At 67.4% G+C, this 23,494-nt stretch carries 25 protein-coding genes, 1 tRNA gene, 1 other RNA gene and 1 pseudogene; 19 read left to right on the forward strand and 9 right to left on the reverse strand.

The window, feature by feature from the left end:
* Positions 1-173: 173 nt before the first annotated feature.
* Together CXY79_RS12310 and CXY79_RS12315 are read left to right on the forward strand one after the other, a co-directional pair.
* Positions 174-863, forward strand: a complete 690-nt coding sequence (locus CXY79_RS12310; protein WP_104101874.1) for a phosphoribosyltransferase — start codon at positions 174-176, stop codon at positions 861-863.
* Positions 864-921: 58 nt separating this feature from the next.
* The gene (locus CXY79_RS12315) at positions 922-2,706 is read left to right on the forward strand and encodes a bifunctional 3'-5' exonuclease/DNA polymerase (RefSeq protein ID WP_233191458.1); all 1,785 of its coding nucleotides are present in this window, start codon (positions 922-924) and stop codon (positions 2,704-2,706) included.
* A 51-nt stretch (positions 2,707-2,757) separates the two neighbouring features.
* Here CXY79_RS12315 and CXY79_RS12320 read toward each other — a convergent pair whose 3' ends face one another.
* Positions 2,758-3,342, reverse strand: coding sequence for a PadR family transcriptional regulator (locus tag CXY79_RS12320; protein ID WP_104101880.1), 585 nt, complete (start codon positions 3,340-3,342; stop codon positions 2,758-2,760).
* Between the two features lie 231 nt (positions 3,343-3,573).
* Here CXY79_RS12320 and CXY79_RS12325 point away from each other — a divergent pair, with 231 nt between their 5' ends.
* Entirely contained in the window at positions 3,574-4,095 is a 522-nt protein-coding gene (locus CXY79_RS12325) for a DUF3145 domain-containing protein (RefSeq protein WP_104101883.1), read from the forward strand.
* Between the two features lie 93 nt (positions 4,096-4,188).
* Here CXY79_RS12325 and CXY79_RS12330 read toward each other — a convergent pair whose 3' ends face one another.
* The 6 genes from CXY79_RS12330 to aceE all read right to left on the reverse strand — a co-directional run bounded on the left by CXY79_RS12330 (position 4,189) and on the right by aceE (position 11,817).
* Entirely contained in the window at positions 4,189-5,424 is a 1,236-nt protein-coding gene (locus tag CXY79_RS12330) for a beta-ketoacyl synthase (RefSeq protein WP_104101886.1), read from the reverse strand.
* 90 nt (positions 5,425-5,514) lie between these two features.
* Positions 5,515-5,763 (reverse strand): acyl carrier protein, encoded by a 249-nt coding sequence (locus CXY79_RS12335; protein ID WP_104101888.1) that lies wholly within the window; start codon positions 5,761-5,763, stop codon positions 5,515-5,517.
* Positions 5,764-5,827: 64 nt separating this feature from the next.
* Positions 5,828-6,832, reverse strand: a complete 1,005-nt coding sequence (locus CXY79_RS12340) for a beta-ketoacyl-ACP synthase III (RefSeq protein ID WP_104101891.1) — start codon at positions 6,830-6,832, stop codon at positions 5,828-5,830.
* Positions 6,833-6,844: 12 nt separating this feature from the next.
* Complete coding sequence (locus CXY79_RS12345; RefSeq protein ID WP_104101893.1) at positions 6,845-7,771, reverse strand: ACP S-malonyltransferase; 927 nt, start codon at positions 7,769-7,771, stop codon at positions 6,845-6,847.
* 105 nt (positions 7,772-7,876) lie between these two features.
* Entirely contained in the window at positions 7,877-9,082 is a 1,206-nt protein-coding gene (locus CXY79_RS12350) for a CdaR family transcriptional regulator (protein WP_104101895.1), read from the reverse strand.
* 8 nt (positions 9,083-9,090) lie between these two features.
* Positions 9,091-11,817 carry a pyruvate dehydrogenase (acetyl-transferring), homodimeric type gene (gene aceE, locus CXY79_RS12355; protein WP_104101897.1) on the reverse strand — a complete coding sequence of 909 codons (2,727 nt, stop codon included), beginning with the start codon at positions 11,815-11,817 and terminating at the stop codon, positions 9,091-9,093.
* A gap of 256 nt (positions 11,818-12,073) precedes the next feature.
* On the opposite strand from aceE, the gene CXY79_RS12360 reads away from it, so the two are divergent.
* The 9 genes and pseudogenes from CXY79_RS12360 to CXY79_RS12395 all read left to right on the forward strand — a co-directional run bounded on the left by CXY79_RS12360 (position 12,074) and on the right by CXY79_RS12395 (position 16,661).
* Positions 12,074-12,541 carry a peroxiredoxin gene (locus tag CXY79_RS12360; RefSeq protein WP_104101900.1) on the forward strand — a complete coding sequence of 156 codons (468 nt, stop codon included), beginning with the start codon at positions 12,074-12,076 and terminating at the stop codon, positions 12,539-12,541.
* A gap of 71 nt (positions 12,542-12,612) precedes the next feature.
* Positions 12,613-12,685: transfer RNA gene (locus tag CXY79_RS12365), tRNA-Val, on the forward strand.
* An 88-nt stretch (positions 12,686-12,773) separates the two neighbouring features.
* A complete protein-coding gene (locus CXY79_RS12370; RefSeq protein ID WP_104101902.1) occupies positions 12,774-13,226 on the forward strand; it encodes an S-ribosylhomocysteine lyase in 453 nt (150 codons plus the stop codon).
* Positions 13,223-13,948 (forward strand): 5'-methylthioadenosine/S-adenosylhomocysteine nucleosidase, encoded by a 726-nt coding sequence (gene mtnN, locus CXY79_RS12375; RefSeq protein ID WP_104101904.1) that lies wholly within the window; start codon positions 13,223-13,225, stop codon positions 13,946-13,948. The genes CXY79_RS12370 and mtnN overlap by 4 nt, the downstream gene beginning before the upstream one ends.
* A 266-nt stretch (positions 13,949-14,214) precedes the next feature.
* The gene (locus CXY79_RS12380; protein WP_146068139.1) at positions 14,215-14,460 is read left to right on the forward strand and encodes a hypothetical protein; all 246 of its coding nucleotides are present in this window, start codon (positions 14,215-14,217) and stop codon (positions 14,458-14,460) included.
* Between the two features lie 489 nt (positions 14,461-14,949).
* Positions 14,950-15,129, forward strand: coding sequence for a hypothetical protein (locus CXY79_RS16565; protein WP_233191459.1), 180 nt, complete (start codon positions 14,950-14,952; stop codon positions 15,127-15,129).
* Positions 15,130-15,159: 30 nt separating this feature from the next.
* Entirely contained in the window at positions 15,160-15,306 is a 147-nt protein-coding gene (locus CXY79_RS16570) for an ANTAR domain-containing protein (RefSeq protein WP_233191471.1), read from the forward strand.
* Between the two features lie 79 nt (positions 15,307-15,385).
* The gene (locus CXY79_RS12390; RefSeq protein ID WP_104171093.1) at positions 15,386-15,724 is read left to right on the forward strand and encodes a hypothetical protein; all 339 of its coding nucleotides are present in this window, start codon (positions 15,386-15,388) and stop codon (positions 15,722-15,724) included.
* Between the two features lie 121 nt (positions 15,725-15,845).
* Positions 15,846-16,661: pseudogene (locus CXY79_RS12395) on the forward strand (universal stress protein).
* Positions 16,662-16,704: 43 nt separating this feature from the next.
* Here CXY79_RS12395 and CXY79_RS12405 read toward each other — a convergent pair.
* The gene (locus CXY79_RS12405; protein WP_104101918.1) at positions 16,705-17,415 is read right to left on the reverse strand and encodes a universal stress protein; all 711 of its coding nucleotides are present in this window, start codon (positions 17,413-17,415) and stop codon (positions 16,705-16,707) included.
* Entirely contained in the window at positions 17,412-18,326 is a 915-nt protein-coding gene (locus CXY79_RS12410; RefSeq protein WP_104101921.1) for a universal stress protein, read from the reverse strand. The genes CXY79_RS12405 and CXY79_RS12410 overlap by 4 nt, the downstream gene beginning before the upstream one ends.
* A gap of 141 nt (positions 18,327-18,467) precedes the next feature.
* Here CXY79_RS12410 and CXY79_RS12415 point away from each other — a divergent pair, with 141 nt between their 5' ends.
* The 7 genes from CXY79_RS12415 (at position 18,468) to rnpB (ending at position 23,451) form a co-directional block, all read left to right on the forward strand.
* Positions 18,468-19,703, forward strand: coding sequence for a sensor histidine kinase (locus CXY79_RS12415; RefSeq protein WP_104101924.1), 1,236 nt, complete (start codon positions 18,468-18,470; stop codon positions 19,701-19,703).
* Positions 19,700-20,383: a response regulator transcription factor gene (locus tag CXY79_RS12420; RefSeq protein WP_104101926.1), complete on the forward strand. Its 684-nt coding sequence runs from the start codon at positions 19,700-19,702 to the stop codon at positions 20,381-20,383. Before CXY79_RS12415 ends, CXY79_RS12420 begins: the two co-directional genes overlap by 4 nt.
* Positions 20,380-20,883 carry a DUF427 domain-containing protein gene (locus CXY79_RS12425; RefSeq protein ID WP_104101929.1) on the forward strand — a complete coding sequence of 168 codons (504 nt, stop codon included), beginning with the start codon at positions 20,380-20,382 and terminating at the stop codon, positions 20,881-20,883. The genes CXY79_RS12420 and CXY79_RS12425 overlap by 4 nt, the downstream gene beginning before the upstream one ends.
* Entirely contained in the window at positions 20,877-21,398 is a 522-nt protein-coding gene (locus CXY79_RS16755; protein ID WP_104101932.1) for a DMT family transporter, read from the forward strand. The genes CXY79_RS12425 and CXY79_RS16755 overlap by 7 nt, the downstream gene beginning before the upstream one ends.
* Before the next feature lie 4 nt (positions 21,399-21,402).
* On the forward strand, positions 21,403-22,224 hold the full coding sequence (locus CXY79_RS12435) for a Nif3-like dinuclear metal center hexameric protein (protein ID WP_104101934.1): 822 nt from the start codon (positions 21,403-21,405) through the stop codon (positions 22,222-22,224).
* A gap of 68 nt (positions 22,225-22,292) precedes the next feature.
* Positions 22,293-23,030 carry a zinc ribbon domain-containing protein gene (locus tag CXY79_RS12440; protein ID WP_104101937.1) on the forward strand — a complete coding sequence of 246 codons (738 nt, stop codon included), beginning with the start codon at positions 22,293-22,295 and terminating at the stop codon, positions 23,028-23,030.
* A 44-nt stretch (positions 23,031-23,074) separates the two neighbouring features.
* An RNA gene (gene rnpB / locus CXY79_RS12445) (RNase P RNA component class A) lies at positions 23,075-23,451 on the forward strand.
* Positions 23,452-23,494 lie beyond the last annotated feature (43 nt).

A 23,494-nucleotide genomic window follows, 5' to 3' on the forward strand; every position in this document is an offset into this window, starting at 1 on the left:
CCCTCGGTCCCCGGACGCGTCCAGTGCCCGGGACCACCGAAGTGGCATGTGTGCCCGTCAGCTCGAATCGGGTCGCCGCGCCTGAGCCCCGGGCGGCCCTCGACAAAGCCGAGGGTCGGCGGCAGAATCGGACGAGGCGGACCCGCAGGAGGTATTCGCCGGGTGGGAGCCTCATGTTCACGAATCGGAGCGAGGCCGGCCGACTGCTGGCCGAACCACTGATCGAACGACTGACTGAGCTTGAGGCGCACGACCCGGTGGTCTACGCCCTCCCGCGGGGCGGTGTGCCTGTGGCGATCGAGGTCGCTCGGCGCCTGCATGCCCCGCTGGACCTCATCCTGGTGCGCAAGATCGGGGCCCCGGGCTATCCGGAGGTCGCGATGGGGGCAGTCGTCGACGGTGCTAGTCCGCAGGCGATCGTCAATGAGGACGTGTTCGCCGCCACCGGGGGCGACTCGATGGGTTTGGCCCGGGCCCGCCGTCGCGAGCTGGCCGAAATCGCACGACGTCGCACCCTCTACCTCAATGACCGCCCGCAGATCAGTCCGCGGGGCCGTGTCGCCGTCGTCGTGGACGACGGCCTCGCGACGGGAGCCACGGCCAAGGCAGCCCTCGCGGCCCTGAAAGGGCAGGGCGCCGCACTCACGGTGCTCGCGGTCCCGGTCGCACCCGCCGAGCTGCTCGGGGAGATGCGGCAGTATGCGGATGTCATCGTCGTGCTGCACGCCCCGCAGGAGTTGTGGGCAATCGGGCCCTTCTACACCGACTTCCACCAACTCTCAGACAACGAGACCGTCGCCCTGCTGCAGGAGGCGTGGGCTGAGGCCGACGCCACTCCACCGACAGACGGCCGGACGAACTGACGGTCATATGACGGATGCTTTTCCCGCCGGCACGGTCCCGAACCGGCAGAATGGGCAGGTGCACCTTCTGGCGAGTCGAACGGGAAACGGGGAGATCCTCGTGCTGTCGCTCGACGCCGAGGGCAACGTCGCGGGGCCAGCACTCCGTTTGCCTTCACACGAATTCCCCGGCTATGTGCTCGGTCAGGAGCGAGACCGGCCCCGTTGGGTGTGGGAGGACACGGCCCGCATCTACCCGCTGCTCCTGGCGGCCGGAATCAGGGTGCACCGCGCCCACGACTTGCGCCTGTGCCACGCGATCCTGCGCCAGTCGTCGCTGACCCAGGCAAGCGCGCTGGCCCGGGCGGAGCCGAGCCGCTGGGATCGGGCGGTGGCCTTCGAACCGGCCGCGTCCGCATCCGGGGTGACACTCTTCGACCTGTTCGACAGCGACGGTGACAGCGCCGCCGGCAGCGACACCGAGACCGCCGCCGACGGCGTGACCGGCCGCGACGCCGGCAGCGCGGCCGCCGGGTTCGGTACGCAGGCGGAATACCGGCGCCAGCTCGACGCGGTCCGCGCCTCTGCGGAGCCCGGCCGCCTCCGCCTGCTGCTCGCCGCGGAATCGGCCGGGGCGCTGATCGCCGCCGAGATGCAGTTCGCCGGCCTGCCGTGGCGCACCGACGTGCACGACGCTCTGCTGACCCGCGAACTCGGCCCCCGCGTCGCCCCGGGCATCCGGCCCGAACGCCTCGAAAACCTCGCTCGGCGCATCCGTGACGCTGTTGGCGAACCCGGTCTCAACCCCGACTCCCAGCCCGATCTGATGCGGGCACTGCAGAAGGTCGGCCTGAAGGTGACGTCCACCCGCGCCTGGGAGCTCAAGGAGCTCACCCACCCTGTGATCGATCCGCTGCTCGAATACAAGAAGCTGGCCCGGCTGCTCAGCGCGAACGGCTGGTATTGGATGGACACCTGGATCGTCGACGGCCGGTTCCATCCCGAGTACATCCCCGGCGGGGTGGTGACGGGCCGCTGGGCCACTCGGGGCGGGGGAGCCCTGCAGCTGCCCAAACAGGTGCGCGGCGCAGTCGTCGCTGACGCGGGCTGGAAGCTCGTGGTCGCGGACGCCGCGCAGCTCGAGCCGCGTATCCTCGCCGCCCTATCGGCCGACACGGCCATGGCCCAGGCCGGCCGAGGAACGGACCTGTACGCCGGGATCGTCGCCGGGGGCGTCGTGGAGACCCGCGACCACGCCAAGGTGGCCATGCTCGGGGCCATGTACGGCGCCACCAGCGGGGAGAGCGGGCGCCTCCTGCCCCGGCTCGCGAAGGCCTTTCCGAGGGCACTGGCCCTCACCGAAACGGCCGCACGCGCCGGGGAACGCGGCGAGAGCGTGACGACACGGCTTGGGCGTTCCTCCCCGCGGCCCGGGGAACGCTGGCTGGCCACCCAGGCCAAGGCCTACGACCCCGGGGCGACGGATGCCGACGAGCGCCGGGCCCGTAGTCAGGCGCGAGACTGGGGCCGCTTCACCCGCAATTTCATCGTTCAGGGCAGCGCCGCGGAATGGGCGCTGTGCTGGATGGCGGAGGTGCGCCGGGAACTGCGAATGCTGCCCCAGGGTGCCCAGGGTTCCCAGTGGGCCCAGGGTGCCTCCGGGTCGGAATTCGACCGGGCCCCGCACCTGGTTTTCTTCCTGCACGACGAGGTCATGGTGCACACGCCCGCCGCGCTGGCAGATACCGTCGAGGAGATCATCCGGCGCGCGGCGGATACCGCCGGCCGGCACTTGTTCGGCGATTTCCCGGTCGATTTCCTGCTCACTGTTGCGACGGTCGACAGCTACGCGCAGGCGAAGTAGGTGCAACCACCGCAGAGGCGACGGCAGCTCCGACGGTGCGTGTCGCCCAGGTCAGGCGACGGATGCCGGTCGTCGTCCGCGCTTCGGCCGCACGTCGTTCAGACCGTGCCGAAAACCCGCGGCGTGGCCGTCCTCGAGCAGCGCGTCGACGTCCCGAAGCCAGTCCAGTGCAGCGGCGGACAGCGCGGCCCGGGCGGCGCCCGCCAAGCGCTCCGCGCCCGTGGCCGCGGCGTCCATAGTCGCAGTCTCGGTAGTTGACTGCCACCGCCGGCGGTACCGGGCAACGATGCCGCGCGCATCGATGCCCAGCACCTGAGGATCAGGGAGGGAGATGGCGATCAGGACCCGGTCGAGCAGGTCGCTCCACTCGTTGCCGGGAGAGCTCTCGGTATCGGCCAGCCAGTGGAGCGCCTCGGCCTGGCCGAGCGCGGTGATTCGGTACAGCGGTAGGCCGTCTGCGGTTCTGCCGGCCGATTCAACGGACGCCTGTTTCACCAGCCGCTCAAGAGTGCCGTAGATCTGCCCGACGTTGACCGCCCGCCGACCGGCCGTTCGAGACTCCAGCTCGCCATGAAGCTGGAAGCCATAGGCCGGACCGATCGTGAGGATCGCCAGCAGGCAGCTGCGAACAGACATGGGACCTCCGGTGGCCAAGGTATGACCATACTGAGTATAGCGAACGGAGATCCGGTCCCGGCTCGAGTCTTGTGATCGCAGGGGTCGCTGAGGCATAATTCATGGATGCAGCGCCTGCGCGGTGCGTCGACCGTTGGTCATAGGTTCAAGTTCTCGATAAGTTCACAGCATGCCGCATTGTTTCGTTCAGAGGTCGTTGGGGAAGACGCACCTCACAGAACGGGAGAAACGATGGTGGCTACACACGCTCGGCAGGAAGCGACTGCGCGCGGCTACATTTACGTGCATTCTTCGCCTCGCGCTCTGAGTCCCCATGTGGAGTGGGCGGTGGGTCGCGCCCTGGGCGTGCCCGTCAGTTTCGACTGGTCTGAGCAGCCCGTGCTCCGCGGAGCGCAGCGGGCCGAGTACCAGTGGGAGGGCGCCTGCGGTACGGGGGCGCGGCTCGCGTCGGCGCTCCGCGGGTGGGACCACCTTCGCTTTGAGGTCACCGAGGACGCCGGTTTCGGCGCCGATGGGGCGCGCTGGCTGCACACCCCCGACCTGGGCATCTTCTTCGCCCAGACCGACACGGCCGGTAACGTCGTTATCCCGGAGGACCGGCTGCGCCACGCCATGGACCTGGCCGGGGCAAACGCGCTGGAGCTCCACCGGCAGCTCCGCATTACGCTCGGGCAGGCCTGGGACGACGAGCTCGAACCGTTCCGGCACGCCGGCGATTTCAACTCGGTCGTGTGGTTGCACCAGGTGGGCTGACGTGCAGCGCAAGGTCGCTCCCGAACACGGGATGGCCCCGACCGGTGCCGGTCGGGGCCATCCCGGTGCAGGCAGGTTTTCCGCCGGGTGGAGCTAGACCGACCGGAACGCCACGACGGCGTTGTGACCGCCGAAACCGAACGAGTTGCTGATGGCCAGCAGATCGCCTGAAGGCAACGTGCGCGGCATGGTCACCACGTCGAGCGGGATGCTTGGATCCTGGTTCAGCAGGTTGATGGTCGGCGGGGCCATGCGCTTGGCCAGAGCGAGAACCGTGAACAGGGCCTCAATCGCCCCGGCACCACCGAGGAGGTGACCGGTGGAAGCCTTGGTCGCCGACACCGGGATTCCGTCGAGCAGGTCGCCGAACACGCGGCGCAGTGCGTTGTACTCGGCGATGTCCCCGACCGGAGTGCTGGTCGCGTGCGCGTTGATGTGCGAGACATCCGCCAGGCTCGCGTCGGCATTCCTGATCGCGGTGATCATCGCGCGGGCCGCAGCCGTGCCATCGGGGTCTGGAGCGGTGATGTGGTACGCGTCACTGGTCACGGCACCACCAAGGAGCTCGGCGTAGATGCGCGCGCCGCGGGCCTTGGCGTGTTCTTCCGTCTCGACGACGAGCGCCGCGGCACCCTCACCGAGAACGAAGCCGTCCCGGGTGATGTCGTAGGGGCGCGACGCCGTGGCCGGGTCGTCGTTGCGCTTGGACAAGGCCTGCATGGCAGCGAAGGATGCGATCGGAAGCGGGTGAATTGCGGCCTCGGAGCCACCGGCGATGACGATGTCGGCGAGCCCGGCCTGTAGGCGGTTGTAGGCGTTCACGAGAGACTCGGTGCTCGAGGCGCACGCGGACACAACTGTGGTGATTCCGGCCCGGGCGTGAAGGTCCATTCCGATGGCCGCTCCCGGGCCGTTCGGCATGAGCATGGGCACGGTCATCGGCAGCACGCGGCGCGGACCGCGTTCGCGGAGGGTGTCCCACGCGTCGAGAAGGGTCCAGACTCCACCGATTCCGGTCGCCCAGTCGACGGCCAGCCGTTCGGGGTCTGCTTCGGGGGAGCCGGCATCCGCCCAGGCTTCACGCCCGGCAATCAACGCGAACTGGCTGGAGGGGTCGAGACGCTTCGTCTCGTGGCGGGCCAGAACGTCGACGGATGGAACCCTGGCCTGGGCGGCGAAGGTCACGGGGAGCTGAGTCCGGGCCACCCATTCGTGGTCTAGCGTGCTCGTCCCCGATTCACCGGCGAGCAGGGCCGACCAGCTGTCGGCGGCCGTGCCGCCGAGAGGGGAGGTCGCACCGATGCCGGTGATAACGATTTTTTTGGTCATAACGTTAACTCTCCGTGAGGCGTGCAAACGTGGGCATCACCCACAGATCAGGCCGGTCGGCAGATGCCGACCGGCCTGTTCATTTGTGGACTAGACCTGAGCCTTGACGATGAAGTCGACAGCGTTGCCGACGGTCTTGAGGTTCTTGACCTCTTCGTCGGGGATCTTGACGTCGAACTTTTCTTCCGCGTTGACGACGATGGTCATCATCGAGATGGAATCGATGTCCAGATCATCGGTGAATGACTTCCCCATCTCAACTGTGTCGGTCGCGATGCCAGTCTCGTCGTTGATGAGTTCGGCCAGGCCGGCAAGAACTTCTTCGGTGGACAATGCCATGTTATTTCTCCTTGGGGGTGTCTCGTATGACCGAGATTCAGTTTAGAGGGGAGTTGAGTGAAATCTAGGGAAGCACGACGACCTGCGCGCCGAACACCAGTCCTGCTCCAAAGCCGATCTGGAGGGCGAGGCCACCGCTGAGCTCGGGGTGCTCTTCCAGGAGACGGTGGGTGGCCAGCGGGATCGACGCCGACGAGGTGTTCCCGGTGGTGGCGACATCGCGGGCGATGACGACCGAGTCGGGAAGCTTCAGTTGCTTGGCGAACTCGTCGATGATGCGCATATTGGCCTGGTGCGGGATGAAAGCGGCGAGCTGGTCGCTCTCGATTCCCGCGACCTGGAGAGCCTCCTTAGCCACCTTCGCCATGTTCCAGACGGCCCAGCGGAAAACCGTTTGGCCTTCCTGGCGCAGGGTGGGCCATTCGGATTCTCCGCGTCGGTATTCCTGCAGGGTGTGATTCATGGTGATGGCATCGGCCTTGGACCCGTCGGATCCCCACACGGTGGGTGCGATCCCCGGGAAGTCGCTCGGGCCGATGACGACGGCGCCGGCGCCGTCGCCGAGGAGGAACGAGATGCTGCGGTCCGTGGGATCGACGAGGTCGGATAGCTTCTCGGCGCCGATGACGAGCGCGTAGTGGGCGGTGCCCGTGCGGATCAGGGAATCGGCTTGCGCCACGGCGTAGGTGTATCCGGCGCAGGCGGCGTTGACGTCGTAGGCGGCGGCGGGGTTGGCGCCGACCCGATCGGCGACCACGGCGGCAATGGACGGTGTCTGCCGGCCGTTGCTGATCGTGGCCACAATGACGGCGTCGATCAGGTGTGGCTGGATGCCGGACCTCTCTATGGCTTCGCGGGCGGCATCCGTCGCGAGGTCGACGGCCTGGATGTCCTGGCTCGCTCTTGTGCGGGTGATGATGCCGGTGCGCTGCTGGATCCATTCATCAGACGAATCGATCGGACCGACCAGGTCGTCGTTGGGCACGACCAGGTCCCCGCGGGCGGCGCCGATCGAGAGAATCCGGGTGTACCGGGGACCGTGCGATTGCTGGAGTGTTGGCTTGGACATATTCTCTTTCGGTCAGACTAGGTTCTGCTGGTCGATCAGGTCGAACGCAGCGGGCAGGTCGTCCGGCGTCCTGATCGCTACGCTGGGCACGCCCTTGAGGGCACGTTTGGCGAGGCCGACAAGAGCCCCGGCCGGTGCGACCTCAATGATTCCGGTCACGCCGGCATCCGCGAACGAACGCATGCACATATCCCACCGTACCGGCGAGGACACCTGATCAACCAGCAACTCCACGAACCGGACACCGTTGGACACCGCGCTGCCGTCCCGGTTCGTCCAGATCGAAAGCGTGGGATCGGCGGGCGCGAGCAGCGCGGAGACACGGGTGAGGTGCTTCACCGCCGGGTGCATATACCGCGTGTGGAATGCACCAGCCACCTGCAGCGGAATCACCCGGGTGCGCGGATTGGGGTTCTTGCCGAGAGCGGCCAGAGCCGCGAGTGAGCCGGCGACGACGATCTGTCCCCCACCGTTGAAGTTGGCCGGGGCGAGGTCGAGTTCGTCGAGGCGGGCCAGGAGTTCGGTCTCATCGCCGCCCAGCACGGCGCTCATGCCGGAGGGCTCCAGCGCCGCGGCCTCGGCCATGGCGGTGCCGCGTTCGCGCACGAAACGCACGGCGTCCACCGCGCTGAGGATGCCGGCGCCGGCTGCGGCGGTGATCTCGCCCACCGAGTGACCGGCGATACCGGTGATGCGCTCCCGCCGGCCGTCGGCGAGGAGTGCGTTCAACGTGAGGAGTCCGGCGGCCACGATCAGTGGCTGGGCGATTCGGGTGTCCCGAATGGTGTCGGCGTCGCTCACGGTGCCGTGGCGCATCAGATCAATTCCGCAAGCCGCGGAGATCTCGTCCAGGCCGGCGGCGAAAGTGGGGTTCCGAAGCCAGGGCTCGAGGAAGCCGGGGGTTTGTGAGCCCTGACCGGGGCAGACGACAACAATCATTAGTCCAGTCTCCCAACCTCGTTTGTTGCGGGCATGTCGGAGATCCACCAACTATTCGCGGAGTGTTTGTCGAATCTCGTTAGTTCGGCACCTCTGACGCCGCGATTAACGCCGGCGTGTTGAGCCGTCGTGGTCGCTGATCGACCCGATGATCAGGGCGGCCTGCAGGATGAGGGCCTCACGGGCGCCCGTGGCGTCGTAGCCGATGACCTCTGACACCCGCTTCAGGCGATAGCGCACGGTGTTCGGGTGTACGAACAGTTCCCGGGCGGTGGCTTCCAGGGAGCGACCGTTGTCCAGGTAGCACCAGAGTGTGGTGAGCAGCTCGGTCGAATGCGCCTGCAGCGGGCGGTAGATCCGGTGGATCAGCGTGGCGCGGGCAAGCGGATCGCCGGCCAGCGCCCGCTCGGGGAGCAGATCGTCCGCCTGTACAGGGCGTGGGGCGTTGCGCCAGGAGCGCGCCACGGCGAAGCCGGCCAAGGCGGCCTTAGCGCTCTTGGACGCGTCGACCAGATTCGGCACCTCGTGGCCGAGCACCAGGTGGCCGGCGCCGAAGCTCGGCTCGAGCTGCACCGCGATCTCCATGAAGCTGAGAGCGGAGGCCGTGCCGATCGCGTCATCCGTCTCGGTCGGCGACGGGTGGGCCCGGCCGATGACCAGGACGAGCCGGTTGCCCTGCACCCCGATCAGAACGTCGGCGGCCATGTGGCGGGCCGAGCGACGCAGCTGGTCGACGTCGAGCATCTTGGGTGTCGTGCCCACGAGCACGCAGACCTCGCCGTGCCCGTGCCAGCCGAGGGCCGCGATCCGGCTGGGCAGTTCGTCGTCGTACTCGCCGCTCAGGATCGAGTCGACGACCAGGGCCTCGAGGCGGACATCCCAGAGGCCGCGTGCCTCGGCTGCCCGGGCATAGACATCCGCCGCGCCGAAGGCGATCTCGCGGGAGTACAGCAGGATGGCCTCCCGCAGGATTTCCCCGCCGTCTTTGACCCGCTCCTCCACCACCTCGACGGTGACGCGGATGAGCTGCAGGGTCTGCTGCAGGCTGATTGAGCGCAGCAGTTCTCGCGGAGCGGCACCGAAAACGTCGGCCGCGATCCAGGGAGTGGACCGCGGGTCGTCAAACCACGAGATGAACGACGTGATCCCGGCCTGGGCGACCAGGCCCACGGCGGAACGCCGCCCGGGCGGCATATCGCCGTACCAGGGCAGCGTGTCCTCGAGACGCTTCAGCGTCGCCGTGGAAAGCTCCCCGGATATCGTTCGCAGCCAGCTGAGCGTCTGTTCCTTCGTCTTCGGTGTGGGTGCCACGGGGGCTGTTAGCTCTCGCCCCCGGCGGAACCGGTAGTTCCCGCCGTTACGTCGTGCAACCGGTACTTCGCGATCGCCTGGCCGACGACGCTGCGGTCGACCTCGCCTCGGCGAGCGAGAAGTTCGAGTGCGCGCACCACCATCGACGGTCCGTCGATCTTGAAGTAGCGGCGGGCCGCCGGGCGGGTGTCGGAGAAACCGAACCCGTCGGCGCCGAGGGTCGCGAAGTCGCCGGGCACGAACTGCCGGATCTGATCGGGCACCGCATGCATGAAGTCGGTGACGGCGATGAACGGTCCGGCGGTGCCGGCCAGCTTCTCCGTCACATAAGGGATCTGCGGCGCGTCGTCCGGGTAGAGGAAGTTGTGTTCCTCGACCGCGATGCCATCGCGACGCAGTTCGGCCCAGGAGGTGACCGACCAGACGTCGGCGGACACTCCCCAGTCCTCGGCCAAAAGGGCCTGGGCCTCGAGCGCCCAGGGCACGGAGACGCCGGAGGCCAACAGCTGCGCCTTCGGACCGGACACATCGGACACGCTGACGCGGTGGATGCCGCGCACGATGCCGTCCACGTCCACGTCGTCGGGCTCGCGCGGCTGCACCTGCGGCTCGTTGTAGACCGTGATGTAGTACATGACGTTGGGGTCGGCGTGCGTTCCTCCGTACATCCGCTCGAGTCCCGACCGCACGATGTGCCCGATCTCGTAGCCGTAGGCCGGGTCGTACGAGACCACGGCGGGGTTCGTCGAGGCCAGCAACGGCGAGTGGCCGTCGGCGTGCTGCAGGCCTTCACCGGTGAGGGTGGTGCGTCCGGCGGTTGCGCCGATCATGAACCCGCGGGTCATCTGATCGCCCGCGGCCCACATGGCGTCGCCCGTGCGCTGGAAGCCGAACATCGAGTAGAAGACGTAGATCGGGATGAGCGGCTCACCCTGCGTTGCGTACGACGTGCCCACGTTGGTGAAAGCAGCCATCGCGCCGGCTTCGTTGATCCCCACGTGCAGGATCTGGCCCTGCGGGCTCTCCTTATACGCCAAAAGCTGCGCGTGGTCGACCGAGGTGTACTGCTGGCCGCTGGGGTTGTAGATCTTGGCATTCGGGAAGAACGCGTCGATGCCGAAGGTGCGAGCCTCGTCCGGGATGATCGGCACGATGCGGTGTCCGAAGTCCTTGGCGCGCAGCAGTTCCTTGAGCAGCCGTACGAAGGCCATCGTGGTCGCGATCTCCTGCGTGCCGGAACCCTTCTTGGTGGGGGCGTAGGTCGCGTCGCCCGGCAGGGTGATCTGCGTGTACTTGCTGCGACGCTCCGGCACGTACCCGCCGAGCGCGCGGCGGCGCTCATGCAGGTACTGGATCGCCTCATCGTCCTCGTCCGGCTTGAAGTACGGCGGGAGGTAGGGGTTCTCCTCGAGCTGGGCATCCGTGATCGGCATGTGGGTGCTGTCGCGGAACGTCTTGAGGTTGTCGAGGGTGAACTTCTTCATCTGGTGGGTCGCGTTGCGGCCCTCGAAGCTCGGGCCGAGGGCGTAACCCTTGACCGTCTTGGCCAGGATAACGGTCGGCTGGCCCTTGTGCTCGGATGCGGCCTTGAATGCCGCGTAGACCTTGCGGTAGTCGTGGCCACCGCGCTTGAGGTTCCAGATGTCGTCGTCGGTGTAACCCTCGACGAGCTTGAGCGCGCGGGGGTCGCGGCCGAAGAAGTGCTCACGCACGTACGCACCGCTCTCGGCCTTGTACGTCTGGTAGTCGCCGTCGGGGGTGGCGTTCATCAGGTCGCGCAGGGCGCCATCGGTGTCGCGGGAGAGCAGCTCGTCCCACTCGCGACCCCAGACGACCTTGATGACGTTCCAGCCGGCGCCGCGGAAGAAGCTTTCCAGTTCCTGGATGATCTTGCCGTTGCCGCGTACCGGGCCGTCGAGGCGCTGGAGGTTGCAGTTGACGATGAAATTGAGGTTGTCGAGACCCTCGTTGGCGGCAACCTGCAGCTGCCCGCGGCTCTCGACCTCGTCCATCTCGCCGTCGCCGAGAAACGCCCAGACCTGCTGGTCGCTGGCGTCCTTGATCCCGCGGTTGGTGAGGTACCGGTTGGTTTGCGCCTGGTAGATGGCGTTGATCGGGCCGAGTCCCATGGAGACCGTCGGGAACTGCCAAAATTCCGGCATCAGTCGCGGGTGCGGGTAGGAGGACAGCCCGTTGGGGCCGTGGGACTTCTCTTGGCGGAATCCGTCGAGTTGGTCGGTGCTCAGGCGGCCCTCGAGGAAGGCCCGCGCGTAGGTTCCGGGGGAGGCATGGCCCTGGATGAAAATCTGGTCTCCGCCGCCCGGGTGGTCCTGGCCGCGGAAGAAGTGGTTGAAGCCGACCTCGTAGAGGGCAGCGGAGGATGCATAGGTCGAGATGTGGCCGCCGACGGAGATTCCGGGGCGCTGAGCACGGTGCACGAGAACGGCGGCGTTCCAGCGTATCCAGGCGCGGTAGCGGCGCTCGATGTCTTCGTCGCCGGGGAAGTCGGGTTCATTGCCGGCCGCGATGGTATTGATGTAGTCCGTGGTCGGCACCATGGGGACGCCGAGGTGCAGTTCCTTGGAGCGTTTCAGGAGCGTCAGCATGATCTCCCGACCACGCTGGTGACCGTGGGCCGATACGAGCGCGTCCAGCGATTCCGACCATTCGGCGGTTTCCTCCGGGTCCGCATCCGTGCTGTTAACCGAATACGGGTCCTGGTCGTTGACAGTCACACTCGACCTCTCTCTGTTGGGCAGACCATCGAAGCGAACCTGCCAAGTTAGCGGTGCCGGATGACGGTCGGATCACGACCGATGGCACCACGCAAGCCTACAGATTTTGCCTTCGGTTTGTGCGCGGTCGGTGAGCGCCGTTCGGGCCGGGAATCGAGGGTCCCTCGGGACGCTCATCTTGGTTCCGGCAGAAGGCGGGGCTAGGCTGTGGCGTCGCCTTGCATCGTTCCCGTGGGCGCACGAAAGGAAGCGCTCCATGGCGTTGGAAAATGACACCCAGGCTCCTGATTTCGAGCTCTTCAACCAGTTCGGCGAGCGGGTGCAGCTCAGCGAGTTCCGCGGGAAGAAGTCGGTCGCCCTGGTCTTCTTCCCCCTCGCGTTCTCGGGAATCTGCAGTGGTGAGTTGTGCGAGCTGCGGGACAACCTGTCGTTGTTCGTCGCCAACGAGGTGGAACTGCTCGGCATCTCGGTCGATTCCCGTCACGCCCTGCGTGCCTGGGGGGAACAGGAACGGTACACCTTCGACCTCCTGGCCGACTTCTGGCCGCACGGTGCGGTCGCTAAGGAATACGGGGTGTTCCTCGAGCAAAAGGGCTTTGCGAACCGGGCCACGTTCTTGATCGACCCTGAGGGGATCATCCGGGCCAGCTTCATCACCGCGCCGGGCGAGCCCCGGTCGTTGGAGGCCTACCGGGCTGCGATCGGCGAACTCCAGCCGGCTTGAACCCGGCCGCGGTCCACCCGGCGCGCAGAATCTGTATGATGAAACACGGCCTTCACCGGCCGTTGCGTCAGGGGCCTTTAGCTCAGTTGGTAGAGCGCCACGTTTACACCGTGGATGTCATCGGTTCGAGCCCGGTAGGGCCCACACATAAACCCCTGATCACGTCCGTTGCGAACGAGCCCCAGCCGAGTGCCACGACAGCTTCCAGGGAGAACACGTGAATCAGCCACGCATGAACGTCGAATCGTTCAACCTCGATCACCGTACGGTTGTCGCACCCTACGTGCGCCTGGCCGATACCAAGATGCTGCCGCAGGGGGACACCATCGTGAAGTACGACGTGCGCTTCACCCAGCCCAACGTCCTTCACCTGGAGATGCCGGTAGTGCACTCGATCGAGCACCTCTTCGCCGAGCACTCCCGCAACCATTCCACCCGAGTCATCGACTTCTCGCCGATGGGCTGTCAAACCGGTTTCTACCTCATTCTGCAGGGGCAGCCGGAGTACGCCGAGGTCCTCGAGTTGATCGAGGCCACCATGACCGACATCCTCGGCGCCACCGAGGTGCCCGCCGCCAACGAGGTTCAGTGCGGTTGGGGAGCCAACCACTCGTTGGCAGCCGCCCAGGACGCCGTGAAGGTCTTCCTGGCCGCCCGTGGCGCCTGGGCCACCGTCACCGCATGACGACCGTCGACGCGATCATTCTGGTCGCGATGGAGGAGGAGGCCGCTCCGTTCCTGGCGGCGGCCACCGCTTCCGCGCCGCCGGTCGCCATCGGCAGGGCCCGCCGGCACCGCCTCACCTTGGCCGGGCGTGAAGTGCTGCTCGTGCAGAGCGGCATCGGGCTGGTCAACGCGGCCGGTGGGACGACATCCGCACTCCTATTTGTGCGCGCCGAGGACCCCGAGGCGTCGCCGCTGGTGATCAGCGCGGGTTCGGCCGGCGGGGTGGGCGCCCAGGTGCGGGTGGGCGAGGTGGTCATCGGGAGCGAATACCTCAACAGCGACGCTGACGCACGCGTCTTCGGGTACGCGCTCGGCCAGGTGCCCGGCATGCCGGCTCGCTACGAGGGCGCGACTGAGGCGCTGCGCGGCGCCGAGTCGGCTGCCCGGATGCCCGACGGATCGGCGCTGGTCGTGCGCCGCGGGCTGCTGGTCTCCAACGACGCCTTCGTGAGCGTGGAGCGCGCAGAGAGCCTCCGCGTGCTGTTCCCCGGGGTTCTCGCCACCGACATGGAATCCGTGGGCGCTGCTCAAACCTGCTTCGCTCATGGCGTACCGTTCGTGGCGGTCCGCGGCATCTCCGACCTGTGCGGACCGGTTGACGATCACCTCACCCACATCGACGACGCGGCCGACCGCTCGGCCGCGGTCGTGCTGGAGATGCTGCGCAGGTTCGCCGACTGACTCGGCCTACGCCCCGTCCGGCCGTGACCGATCCTCGGTGCGTGCAAAGGTCGGACGCAGGTTCTTCAATAGCTCTACGGAGCCGGGTTCCGCGCGATACGCTGGAAACGGCGTGACTGAGAAAGTCGCTCCCCGCCGCGGAATAATCGTTGCTTTCCCGCGGAGCCGAGTGGTCGTGAAGGCACCGTTCACACTCACGCGCGAGCGACTTCGATGCGAGTAATTTCGATCCGAGTAACGGATGCCCTGGGGGGGTGAACGTCGTCATGTCCCGGTCTGACCGTCAATCGTTCGGCCTCGCCGTCGAGGAGTTGCGCAACGCGCACCTGAACAGCACCTACCTGTGTTCGCCGTTCCTGCGGGTGCTGCCCGTCACCGGCGTGGCGATCTCCACCCTCGGCGCACCGTTCGGCGCCGAAACCGTGTGCGCGAGCGACGTCGAAGGCGTGTTCGCGTTCCCGATGGTCGTCGGAACGTCGGAACGTCGGAACGTTGGACATCGGAGCGGTTGACCTGTACTCCCGCCGCCCCCGCACTCCCACGCGCGCACGGTCCGCGAGGTAGCGGACGATGTTGTGGCGCGAAGGGTTGATGTTTACTTCAGAATTAGACGGGTATTGGGATGGAATTATGGTGACCAGAACACGTGAAGGTCAGTGGGTTGAGACCTTCGTCACGCTGGCCGACCCGCTTGTCGTCGGGTACGATTTCGTCGTCCTGCTGCACACACTCGTAGAGACCTGCGCCACACTCTTCGGGGCGTCCGCGGTCGGGATCATCCTCTCCGCCTACAACGACAACGACAACGACAACGATCTCGAGGTCGTGGCCTCAACCAACGAACGAAGTCGCCTGATTGAAATATCGCAGCTGCGGGCCGGCAATGGGCCGTGCGTCGAGTGCTACACGACCGGCTACCCGTGGCCATTCCCGACCTCGATGTCCTCGCCCCAGTGTGGCCACGGTTCCGGGCGGGAGCGCTCAAACTTGGCTTCAAGTCGATGCATTCGGTCCCCCTGCGGCTGCGAGCGACGACCATCGGATCGCTCAATGTCTTCTGGGATCGCCTCGGCGGTCTGGGAGCGGGGGACCTGCGCACGGTCCAGGCGCTGGCCGACACCGCCACCATCGGCATTCTTCAGGAACGCGCCATCAGGGAGAGCGGCGTGGCTCGGGCGTAGCTGCAACGCGCGCTCAGTAGCCGCGTTCTGATCGAGCAGGCCAAGGGCGTCGTCGCTTTCACCCACACCGTCGACATGGAAGAGGCCTTCGCGACCCTGCGTCAATATGCCCGCGACAACGGCCAGTGGCTGGTCGAGGTTGCCGAACAGGTTGTGAACCGAACTCTCGACCTGTAAACCCCGCACGGTCTAGAATCGAATTATGCCCCAGACCTTGGCTGCACATGTCCATTTCGTGAACAATCAGGGGTCTACCATGAAGCGTCTATTTCACCCCGGCGGATCGGTCATCACGGGCGATGACCTTGCGGATGCCGTCATGCACTATGCCGAGGCGTTAAGTCTCCGTCCCCAGGTCGATGTCGTCGACATCCCGATTGTCAAAGAGACGGGCCTGCTGGGTCGCATCCAGATCCTGATCGGCGGATCCGGCCAATTGGTCTGCGTTACTGCCGGTTCCGCACGGTCAGAGCTGTTGGAGCCGGAGACGGTGGACACTCTCCGCCATAAGGCCCTGGTCGGCACGGCCTCGGGCCGAGCCTCGTGGACGGGCGACGGGCTGGATTCGCCACAGTTCGACGAGTTCGACTACTGACGTCCTGACCGACGCCGGGACTTTCGGCCCTGTTCTGTCGGATCGGCGCGCGACATCGTAGACCCCGTTCTGCCCGCTGTGACGGGGAGCGGAGGAGGTCGTCGTGGACAACCGTGTTGTAGTGGGCGTCAGCGGTCGGCCGCCGGCTCGGGCTGCGCTCCAGTGGGCGCTCGACTATGCGCGTCCCCGGAGCCTGGAGATCGAGTTGGTGCACGTCGTCGACGCGACCTTCGGCACGACCCCAGCCGGGTTTCTGCACTCGGCCCGCGAGCAGGCCGAACTGCTGCTCGCCCGTGAGGGTGAGGAGGCCCGCAGTGTCGCTCCTGACCTGACTTTTCGCACGACGGTCCTCGAGGGCTCGCCCACCGGGGCCCTCACCGACTGGGCCGTCGGCGCGCAACTCCTCGTCGTGGGCTCGCACGCCCTGGGCCGGTTTCGGGACTACGTCTTCAGCACCCAAGCCGCGCAGATCGCGGCTTACGCCGCCGGTTCCGTCGTCGTCGTGGACGGTTCCGAGGCCTCCCTCGCCGCTGTGACATTCGCCGCGGATCAGGCGGACCGCCTGGGCGAGCGGTTGACGGCGCTGTACTGCTGGAGTGCGCCGGCCCCTTGGACCGAAGAGCGCGCCATGATCGACTGGCCGATGGTGCCCGATGAAGCGGACCGCCTGGTCCTCTCCGAAGCGGTGGTGGGACTGGCCGAACGCTAACCGGACCTGGTGCTCGACCTGCGGCTCGACCTCGGGTTGCCGGTGGACGCACTTGTGTCGGCGGCGACCGGTGCGCGGCTTCTCGTTGTGGGCAGCCACGGTCGCCACGGGTTCGCTCGCTTTTGGCTGGGTTCGGTCAGTCATGTGATCGTTTTGACCATGCCCTGCCCAGTCGCCGTGATCAGGGTCGCCGGCACCGAGACCGGACCGGTCAGCGAACCCGTCTAAGTTGTTCACAGCGCTCGCATCGGAGCGTGCGAATCGGAGGGTGTCAGTCGGACCGGGCGATCAGCACAGGCACGTTGATGTTCATCAGGACGTCGTGGGTGACTGAATCGACCACCGACTGGGTCACGGGCCTCGGATGTGAAACTCTGAGCACGGTATGGCAGCCTCGCTGCCGACATCGAGCAGAGCCTCGGCCGGCGGCCGGTGCACCAGCCGGGGATTCACGAACGCGCCGGGGGTCGCGGCAGTCGCGAGCTCCGGGCTCCGCACGCAAAGTCGAGGGCGCATGCACGAGGATGAGTTCGTGGCCAAGGCGGCGCGCCTCCTGGGCGCCGAAAATGACGGCCGAGGTGGATCCCTCGAAACGGTCGACATCCACGACGACTCCGCTTCGGCTGTCTGTGGTCGATTCCGGCACCGCGGCGACGGTGCAGCCGGCCGCCGCGGCGATCTGAACGCTGCGCGAGCCGAGCACGCGTCCGCTCAGGGAACCGGTCTTGTGGGTTCCGACGACCAAAACATCGTCGGATGTCGGCACCGCGGCGAGCGTCCAGGCGGGAGACCCGTGCAGGACGAGCGCGCCGATGTCCAGCCCGGGATGCGTCTTCGCCGCGGTGATCTCCTGCGTGAGCAGACTGCTCGCCCGGCGCTCGGCCTCCCGCGGGTAGTCGGGACCCAGCAGCCCCCACCCATCGTCGACGACGTGCACCAGGACCACGGGCGACCCGTCGAATCCGATGTAGGAGGTGTTCACCGCTTCTTCACACCTTCCGTGGAGTCCGGTCGGGACTCGGCGCGTTCACCGGCCGGGCGGGGGACCACAGCGACCGGGCACGGCAGGTTCATCAGCACGTCGTGGCTGACCGAACCGAGAAAGAGGCTGCCGACGGCACCCCGGCCGTGTGTGCCGACGACGACGAGGGACGCCGTTTGGGAGGCATTCACGAGCACGGATGCCGCGGTGCCCTGTTTCAGAACCTCGGCGATATGCAGCGCCGGATGCGCGTCGCGAACCCTCCTCGTTGCCCCCGACTGGATGCGCGCGTGGGCGTCCCGTATCTCCTCGTAGGGCAGGACGGCACCGTATTCGACGGCCACGGTCGCGGGAATGGTCCAGGCGTGGACGATATCGAGAGGGAGTTTGTAACGCTCGGCTTCGCGGGCCGCGAAGTCAACGGCGACCAGGGCCGTGACGTCGTTCTCCATGCCCACGACGATGTGGCCGCCACGTGCCTGCCAGTTGACGGGGACGACGACGACAGGGCAACGGGCGTGGGCCGCGAGGCGAAGGGGAAGGGTGCCGAAGACCGTCCCGGCGAGAACACCGGTCTTGTTCGTGCCGATGACCAGAAGGTCGGCGGTCGCCGATGCCCGCGCCAGCTCATCGACCGGGACGCCATGGCGGATGTAGCTCGTCTTCCGGCAGGAGGGTGCCACCTGTTCGACCCGTCGAAGGGCTTCCGCGAGCGGGCGCTCGTAGGCAGGCTGACTGGAATAGTCCGATCCCTCAGCGGGGTACCAGCCCAGCTCCACCACTGTGGTGAGTTCGAGTTGCACGGGCGTGCCCTGCATCCGTTCGAGCGTCACGACCCGGTCGAGGGCCCACTCCAGGGCCGCCTTGCTCGCGGCCCCACCGTCAATGGCGACGATCACTTTTTCAACCATGGGTGTGACTCCTGCTCTGGGGTGGAATCGCACCGGACAGTCCGCCCCACGTTATGATCGCAGTGCCTGCCGGACCGGGACAGGGCCGAAGGTCCCGTGCGGGTAGTATCCCCGCTACCAGACGAGAGGCGGTCCTCGGTCATGCCCCACGAAACTATCCCGGTCACCCTGAACGAACGTCCCGAGGCTCGCCCGGAGACAGTGATCGACCTGCCGGCGCACCTGCCCCTCCCGCGCCGGTCGCGGTGGGTGGCCGCATCCGCCGATTTCATCGAGGGTTTGCGGGGTGAGCGAACGGGTGACCCGCTGATGTTGCTGGCAGACATCTTCGCGTCGGCTGCGGATGCGGACCTAGTCTGCGTCATCGGGCCGCCTGGTGTTGATTCGGGCGTGGGGGACGGTTTTGTCGTCCACGCGGCTCATGGCAGCGCCACTCGACCGTTGGACGGCCTGGCCTTCCCCGTGGCGGGGAGCCTGTGCGGCCGGGCGATGGCCACCGGCCGGCCGGTCCTCGTCGGCCGGGAAGAGCGCGAGGCTGCGGGCCCCGAGTCGCTCCTGATACTCGGGTCGACCCTGGTGGTCCCGCTGGGCAAAGCCGGGGAAACCGGCCCGCCCGCAGTGGTGCTCACGGCCTCCCGGCCCAGCGGGGCGCCCCCGTTCACTGCCGTGGACCTCGATTCGGCCGTCGATTTCGCCCGACTGGCATATGCGGGCCGCCACCTCGAGCGGAGCAGCACGGACCGGGCGCGTCTGGCGGTGCTCACCGATCGCGACCGGATCGCACGTGAGCTGCACGACCGGGTCATTCAGCGGGTCTTCGCTGTCGGGCTCGCTGTGCGCGCCCTCGGCGGGATGACTGCCGACCCGGTGTTCGGGCGGCGGCTGGCCGACCAGGTGGGAGCGCTCGACGCGGTCATCGCCGACCTCCGCACCGCGATCTTCGGGTTGTCGACGCAGGCGGACCCCGACCGGCACGGGCTTCGCCGCAGCATCGTCGACCTGCTCGACGAGGTCGGACCTCTTTTTGCGCACCCGCCGCGGGTGGTGTTCTCCGGGGCGATCGATCTGCTCGTTTCCACCTCGCTGGCTGATGATGTCGTGGCGGTCGTGCGCGAGGGGCTGACCAACGTGGTCCGGCACTCCGGAACCCGGGAGGCTGAAGTGCGCGTCTCGGTCGCAGCGCACATCCTCACGGTCGAGATCGGCGACACCGGCGTCGGTCTGACCGGCGCAAGTCGGCGCAGCGGCGTCGCTAATCTGGCGGTCAGAGCCGAACGCTGGCAGGGGATGGTGTCGCTGCGCGACCGGGCGCCGCGCGGTGCCGAACTGCGTTGGACGGCGCGCGTGAGCGACGCTTCCGCAGAGACTTCCCGATGACGCGCGTGTTCGTGGTCGACGACCACGACGTCGTCCGTATCGGCCTGGCTGCCCTGATCAACGCCGAAGCTGACCTGGAAGTGGTGGGGGAGGCGGCAACGAGGCGGCAGGCCGTGGCGAGGGTCGCCGCCACCCGGCCGGACGTCGTGGTCCTTGACGTGAGGCTGCCCGACGGAAGCGGCATCGACGCCTGCCGGGACATCCGGGGGAGGGATCCCGGCATCCGGTGCCTGATGCTCACGGCGTTCGACGACGACATGGCCAGCCGCGCCGCCGTCCTGGCTGGGGCGTCCGGCTATGTCTTGAAGGACATCCGCGGTGATCGCCTGGTGCAGGGAATCCGGCGTGTGGCAGGGGGGGAGTCGCTGCTCACCCCGCTGCTGGCCGGCCGGGTGGCAACCTCGTTGGGGCTGGACCGAGGCGACCCTGCCGCCCGCGCGCTGACGACGCGGGAACGGCAAGTCCTCGATCTGATCTCCCGGGGCCTCACCAACCGCCAGATCGGCGAGCACCTTGACCTGGCGGAGAAGACGGTGAAGAACTATGTGTCGGGGGTGCTCAGCAAACTCGGCATGGAGCGCCGCACCCAGGCCGCCGTCTTCGGCGTGGAGTTGCAGCGCCAGGAGGGTTCGTCCAATGTTCGAATTCACCCGGCCGCTCCCGGTACGCTGGCCGGATGAAGCCGTTTCGCACTAACCGGGTTGTGCCCGGACCCGGCCAGGAATCGGTCTGGGATTACCCGCGACCGCCTCGCGTGGAGACGAGTGCCGACCGGGTCGTCGTCACCCTCGGTGGCCTGGTCCTGGTCGACACCGACGATGCCGTCCGGGTGCTCGAGACCAGCCATCCGCCGGTCTACTACCTGCCGCGCTCCGCGTTCCGGGCGGGGAGCCTCGAACCGGTGACCGGCCGATCGTACTGCGAGTACAAGGGCGAGGCGTCGTACCTGAGCGTGGTCACCCCGGGGCGTGTGGAGGAGGCGGCCGGGTGGTACTACCCGTCGCCGACGCGGGGCTTCGAGGATCTGGCGAACCGCGTCGCGCTGTACCCCGGACGGATGGACCTCGTTACCGTGAACGGGGAAGCGGTGCTGCCTCAGCCGGGCGACTTCTACGGCGGCTGGATCACCTCCCGGGTCGTCGGACCGTTCAAGGGGGCTCCCGGCACTCTCGGATGGTGACGCCGCCGCGAACCGTCACGAGCCGGCTCAGCGTGGCCCCCATCTTTCTGGCTGCGCTGCTCTGGGGAACGACGGGCACGGCCGCGCACTTCCTGCCCGTCAGCGCCAGCCCGCTGGCGACCAAGGGCAGTCACACGGCTCTGGACACTGTGCACACTGGTGGCTCTGCTCGGCACGATTCTGCTGATCACCGGCCGGCAGTCGGACCAGGCCGCCGGGTCCGCTCCTCTGGGCGTTCTGCTCGGGCTGCTCGCGCGATCGGGCCCATGTTCGCCGCCTATCTGCTCTTCGGCCGCGGCCCGCGCACGGTCTGCGGCAGCACGGCGACCAGCCTCACCCTGGTCGAACCTCTCGTGGCTACGCTGCTGGCGGTCCTGATCGTCGGCGAGCGGTTGCCACCGTCCGGCTGGGCCGGGCTCGGGCTGGTTCTGGTGGCGGTGACCGCGCTTGCAGTTCCTCGGAATTCCGGTCAACCGTCGTCAGGAGGGCGCACCGCCTCGTCACCGGTAGGCTGACGAGGTGCCCGTCTCACTCGCCGATGTCAGTCGGATCATCTATGAACTGTGGCCGTTGTCCGGTGCCGAAGTCTGGGACGCCCCGGGTCTGGTCTGCGGCAACCCCGGCCAGCCCGTCGAATCGATCCACCTGGCCGTGGACGCCGTCTCCGCGACCGTGGACGAGGCGGTCGGACATGACGCAGACCTGCTCCTGGTGCACCATCCGCTCCTGCTGCGCGGCGTCACGTCGGTCGCCGAAGACCGTTACAAGGGCGCCCTGATCGGTCGTCTGATCCGAGCGAATTGCGCTCTCCTTGCGGCCCACACCAACGCGGATGTCGTCGTAGACGGCGTCTCGGACATCCTCGCCACCCGACTCGGCCTCATTGACGCAACCCCCATCACGGCGGGCGCCGCGGCGGGAACGGGAATCGGCCGGGTCGGCCGGCTCGCGCACCCGATCACCCTGGGCCAACTGGCCCACCGGCTCGCCCAGCTCCTGCCGGCGACCGCCACCGGCGTCCGGGTCTCGGGGGAGTACGGCAGTGTCGTCAAAACCGTCTCGCTCTGCGGTGGTGCAGGCGATTCCCTTCTCCCTCATCCCGCCGTGCAGGCGTCCGACGTCTATATCACCTCCGACCTCCGTCACCACCCGGCGTCGGAGGCCCGTGAGCAGTCCGGGCTGTCGGGGGGCACCCCTGCCCTGATCGACGTGTCGCACTGGGCCAGTGAATGGCTCTGGATCGAGCCGGCCGCCGAACAGCTGCGGGCTCTTCTGCCCGGTGTGCGCATCACCAGCAGTTCCCTGCGCACGGATCCCTGGGACTTCGCGATCGTGCAGTAGCCTGCCGATGAAGTTCGGATCCACCCCCAACGCTCGTTCATATTTCTATTCGCAAAGGTCAGGACATCGTGAAGGCATCCCCAGTAGAACAGAAAGAGCTTCTCCGGCTTCAGGCCCTCGACATCCGGCTGCAGCAGGTCGAGCATCAGACGAAGGCCCTACCCCAGCACGCCGAGATCCGGGAACTCACCACGTTGTTCGACACCACTCGGATGGCCTTCGGCACCCGCGTCGGCGAACGTGATGACGTGCGCACCGAGCTGGCGCGGATCGAATCCGACGTCGAAGTGGTCGAGAAGCGCATCGCGCGGGACACCGACCGGGTTCAGCACACTTCCTCGGTGAAAGACGTGCAGGCTTTGGAGACGGAGCTTGCGGCGCTGCGCAAGCGCCTCCTGGCGCTCGAGGAGATCGAGATCGCGGTGATGGAACGGCTCGAGGAAAGCGATGCGACCGTCTCCGCGGTGGAGGCGGAGCGGGACGCGATCGCGCTCCGGATCCACGACGCCGAGCAGGCGCGCAACGAAAGCCTCGCCGATCTGAACCGGCAGCTCGGCGAACTCCGCCGGGACCGGGCCGCCGTCGCCGGCAGCGTCGCCGAGGACCTCGCCACGCTGTACGAGAAGCGCTTCGTGACGGGGCGGGGCAACGCTGCCGCCCTGTTGCGGGCGCGCACCTGCAGCGGCTGCACGATGACGCTCACCGGCAGCGACCTCGATGCCGTGCGTTCCTCGCCGGCCGACGAGGTCCTGTTCTGCCCGGACTGCGGGGCGATCCTGGTTCGCACGGAGGAGTCCGGGATCTAGGTGGAGCCGGGCCCCGCCGGCGGCCTGTATTCTGGACTGTGGAATGGGTCGGCAAGACGGTCGCGTCATCCGCTACCTTCGGGTCAGCGGATGCCGAGGAACGTCCGGGCTCCGCAGAGCAGGATGGTGGGTAACGCCCACCCGGGGTAACCCGCGAGACAGTGCCACAGAAAGTAGACCGCCTCCGGTTTCGGCCGGTGGTAAGGGTGAAACGGTGGTGTAAGAGACCACCAGAGGCCAGGGTGACCTGGTCGGCTAGGTAAACCTCGTCCGGAGCAAGGTCAGACAGGAAACGCCAAGGCGGCTCGCCGAGTTTCCGGGTAGACCGCTAGAGGGCTGCGGCAACGTAGTCCCGAGATAGATGGCCGTCCAGGGTGCTTCGGCATCGGGACAGAACCCGGCGTAACAGCCGGCCCATTCCACCTTCCGGCCGCCAGGTTCTGCGCCGGGGTGCTCTGCCGCCC

The sequence above is a fragment of the Cryobacterium sp. M96 genome (assembly GCF_002929845.1).
Lineage (GTDB): Bacteria > Actinomycetota > Actinomycetes > Actinomycetales > Microbacteriaceae > Cryobacterium > Cryobacterium sandaracinum.

Excerpts from the sequence above, each read along its gene's own strand:
- CXY79_RS12310 (WP_104101874.1), top strand. The coding sequence starts at position 174 with ATGTTCACGAATCGGAGCGAGGCCGGCCGACTGCTGGCCGAACCACTG.
- CXY79_RS12320 (WP_104101880.1), bottom strand. The coding sequence starts at position 3,342 with ATGTCTGTTCGCAGCTGCCTGCTGGCGATCCTCACGATCGGTCCGGCC.
- CXY79_RS12325 (WP_104101883.1), top strand. The coding sequence starts at position 3,574 with ATGGTGGCTACACACGCTCGGCAGGAAGCGACTGCGCGCGGCTACATT.
- CXY79_RS12330 (WP_104101886.1), bottom strand. The coding sequence starts at position 5,424 with ATGACCAAAAAAATCGTTATCACCGGCATCGGTGCGACCTCCCCTCTC.
- CXY79_RS12335 (WP_104101888.1), bottom strand. The coding sequence starts at position 5,763 with ATGGCATTGTCCACCGAAGAAGTTCTTGCCGGCCTGGCCGAACTCATC.
- CXY79_RS12340 (WP_104101891.1), bottom strand. The coding sequence starts at position 6,832 with ATGTCCAAGCCAACACTCCAGCAATCGCACGGTCCCCGGTACACCCGG.
- CXY79_RS12345 (WP_104101893.1), bottom strand. The coding sequence starts at position 7,771 with ATGATTGTTGTCGTCTGCCCCGGTCAGGGCTCACAAACCCCCGGCTTC.
- CXY79_RS12360 (WP_104101900.1), top strand. The coding sequence starts at position 12,074 with ATGGCGTTGGAAAATGACACCCAGGCTCCTGATTTCGAGCTCTTCAAC.
- CXY79_RS12370 (WP_104101902.1), top strand. The coding sequence starts at position 12,774 with ATGAACGTCGAATCGTTCAACCTCGATCACCGTACGGTTGTCGCACCC.
- mtnN (WP_104101904.1), top strand. The coding sequence starts at position 13,223 with ATGACGACCGTCGACGCGATCATTCTGGTCGCGATGGAGGAGGAGGCC.
- CXY79_RS12380 (WP_146068139.1), top strand. The coding sequence starts at position 14,215 with ATGTCCCGGTCTGACCGTCAATCGTTCGGCCTCGCCGTCGAGGAGTTG.
- CXY79_RS16565 (WP_233191459.1), top strand. The coding sequence starts at position 14,950 with ATGCATTCGGTCCCCCTGCGGCTGCGAGCGACGACCATCGGATCGCTC.
- CXY79_RS12390 (WP_104171093.1), top strand. The coding sequence starts at position 15,386 with ATGAAGCGTCTATTTCACCCCGGCGGATCGGTCATCACGGGCGATGAC.
- CXY79_RS12410 (WP_104101921.1), bottom strand. The coding sequence starts at position 18,326 with ATGGTTGAAAAAGTGATCGTCGCCATTGACGGTGGGGCCGCGAGCAAG.
- CXY79_RS12415 (WP_104101924.1), top strand. The coding sequence starts at position 18,468 with ATGCCCCACGAAACTATCCCGGTCACCCTGAACGAACGTCCCGAGGCT.
- CXY79_RS12420 (WP_104101926.1), top strand. The coding sequence starts at position 19,700 with ATGACGCGCGTGTTCGTGGTCGACGACCACGACGTCGTCCGTATCGGC.
- CXY79_RS12425 (WP_104101929.1), top strand. The coding sequence starts at position 20,380 with ATGAAGCCGTTTCGCACTAACCGGGTTGTGCCCGGACCCGGCCAGGAA.
- CXY79_RS16755 (WP_104101932.1), top strand. The coding sequence starts at position 20,877 with ATGGTGACGCCGCCGCGAACCGTCACGAGCCGGCTCAGCGTGGCCCCC.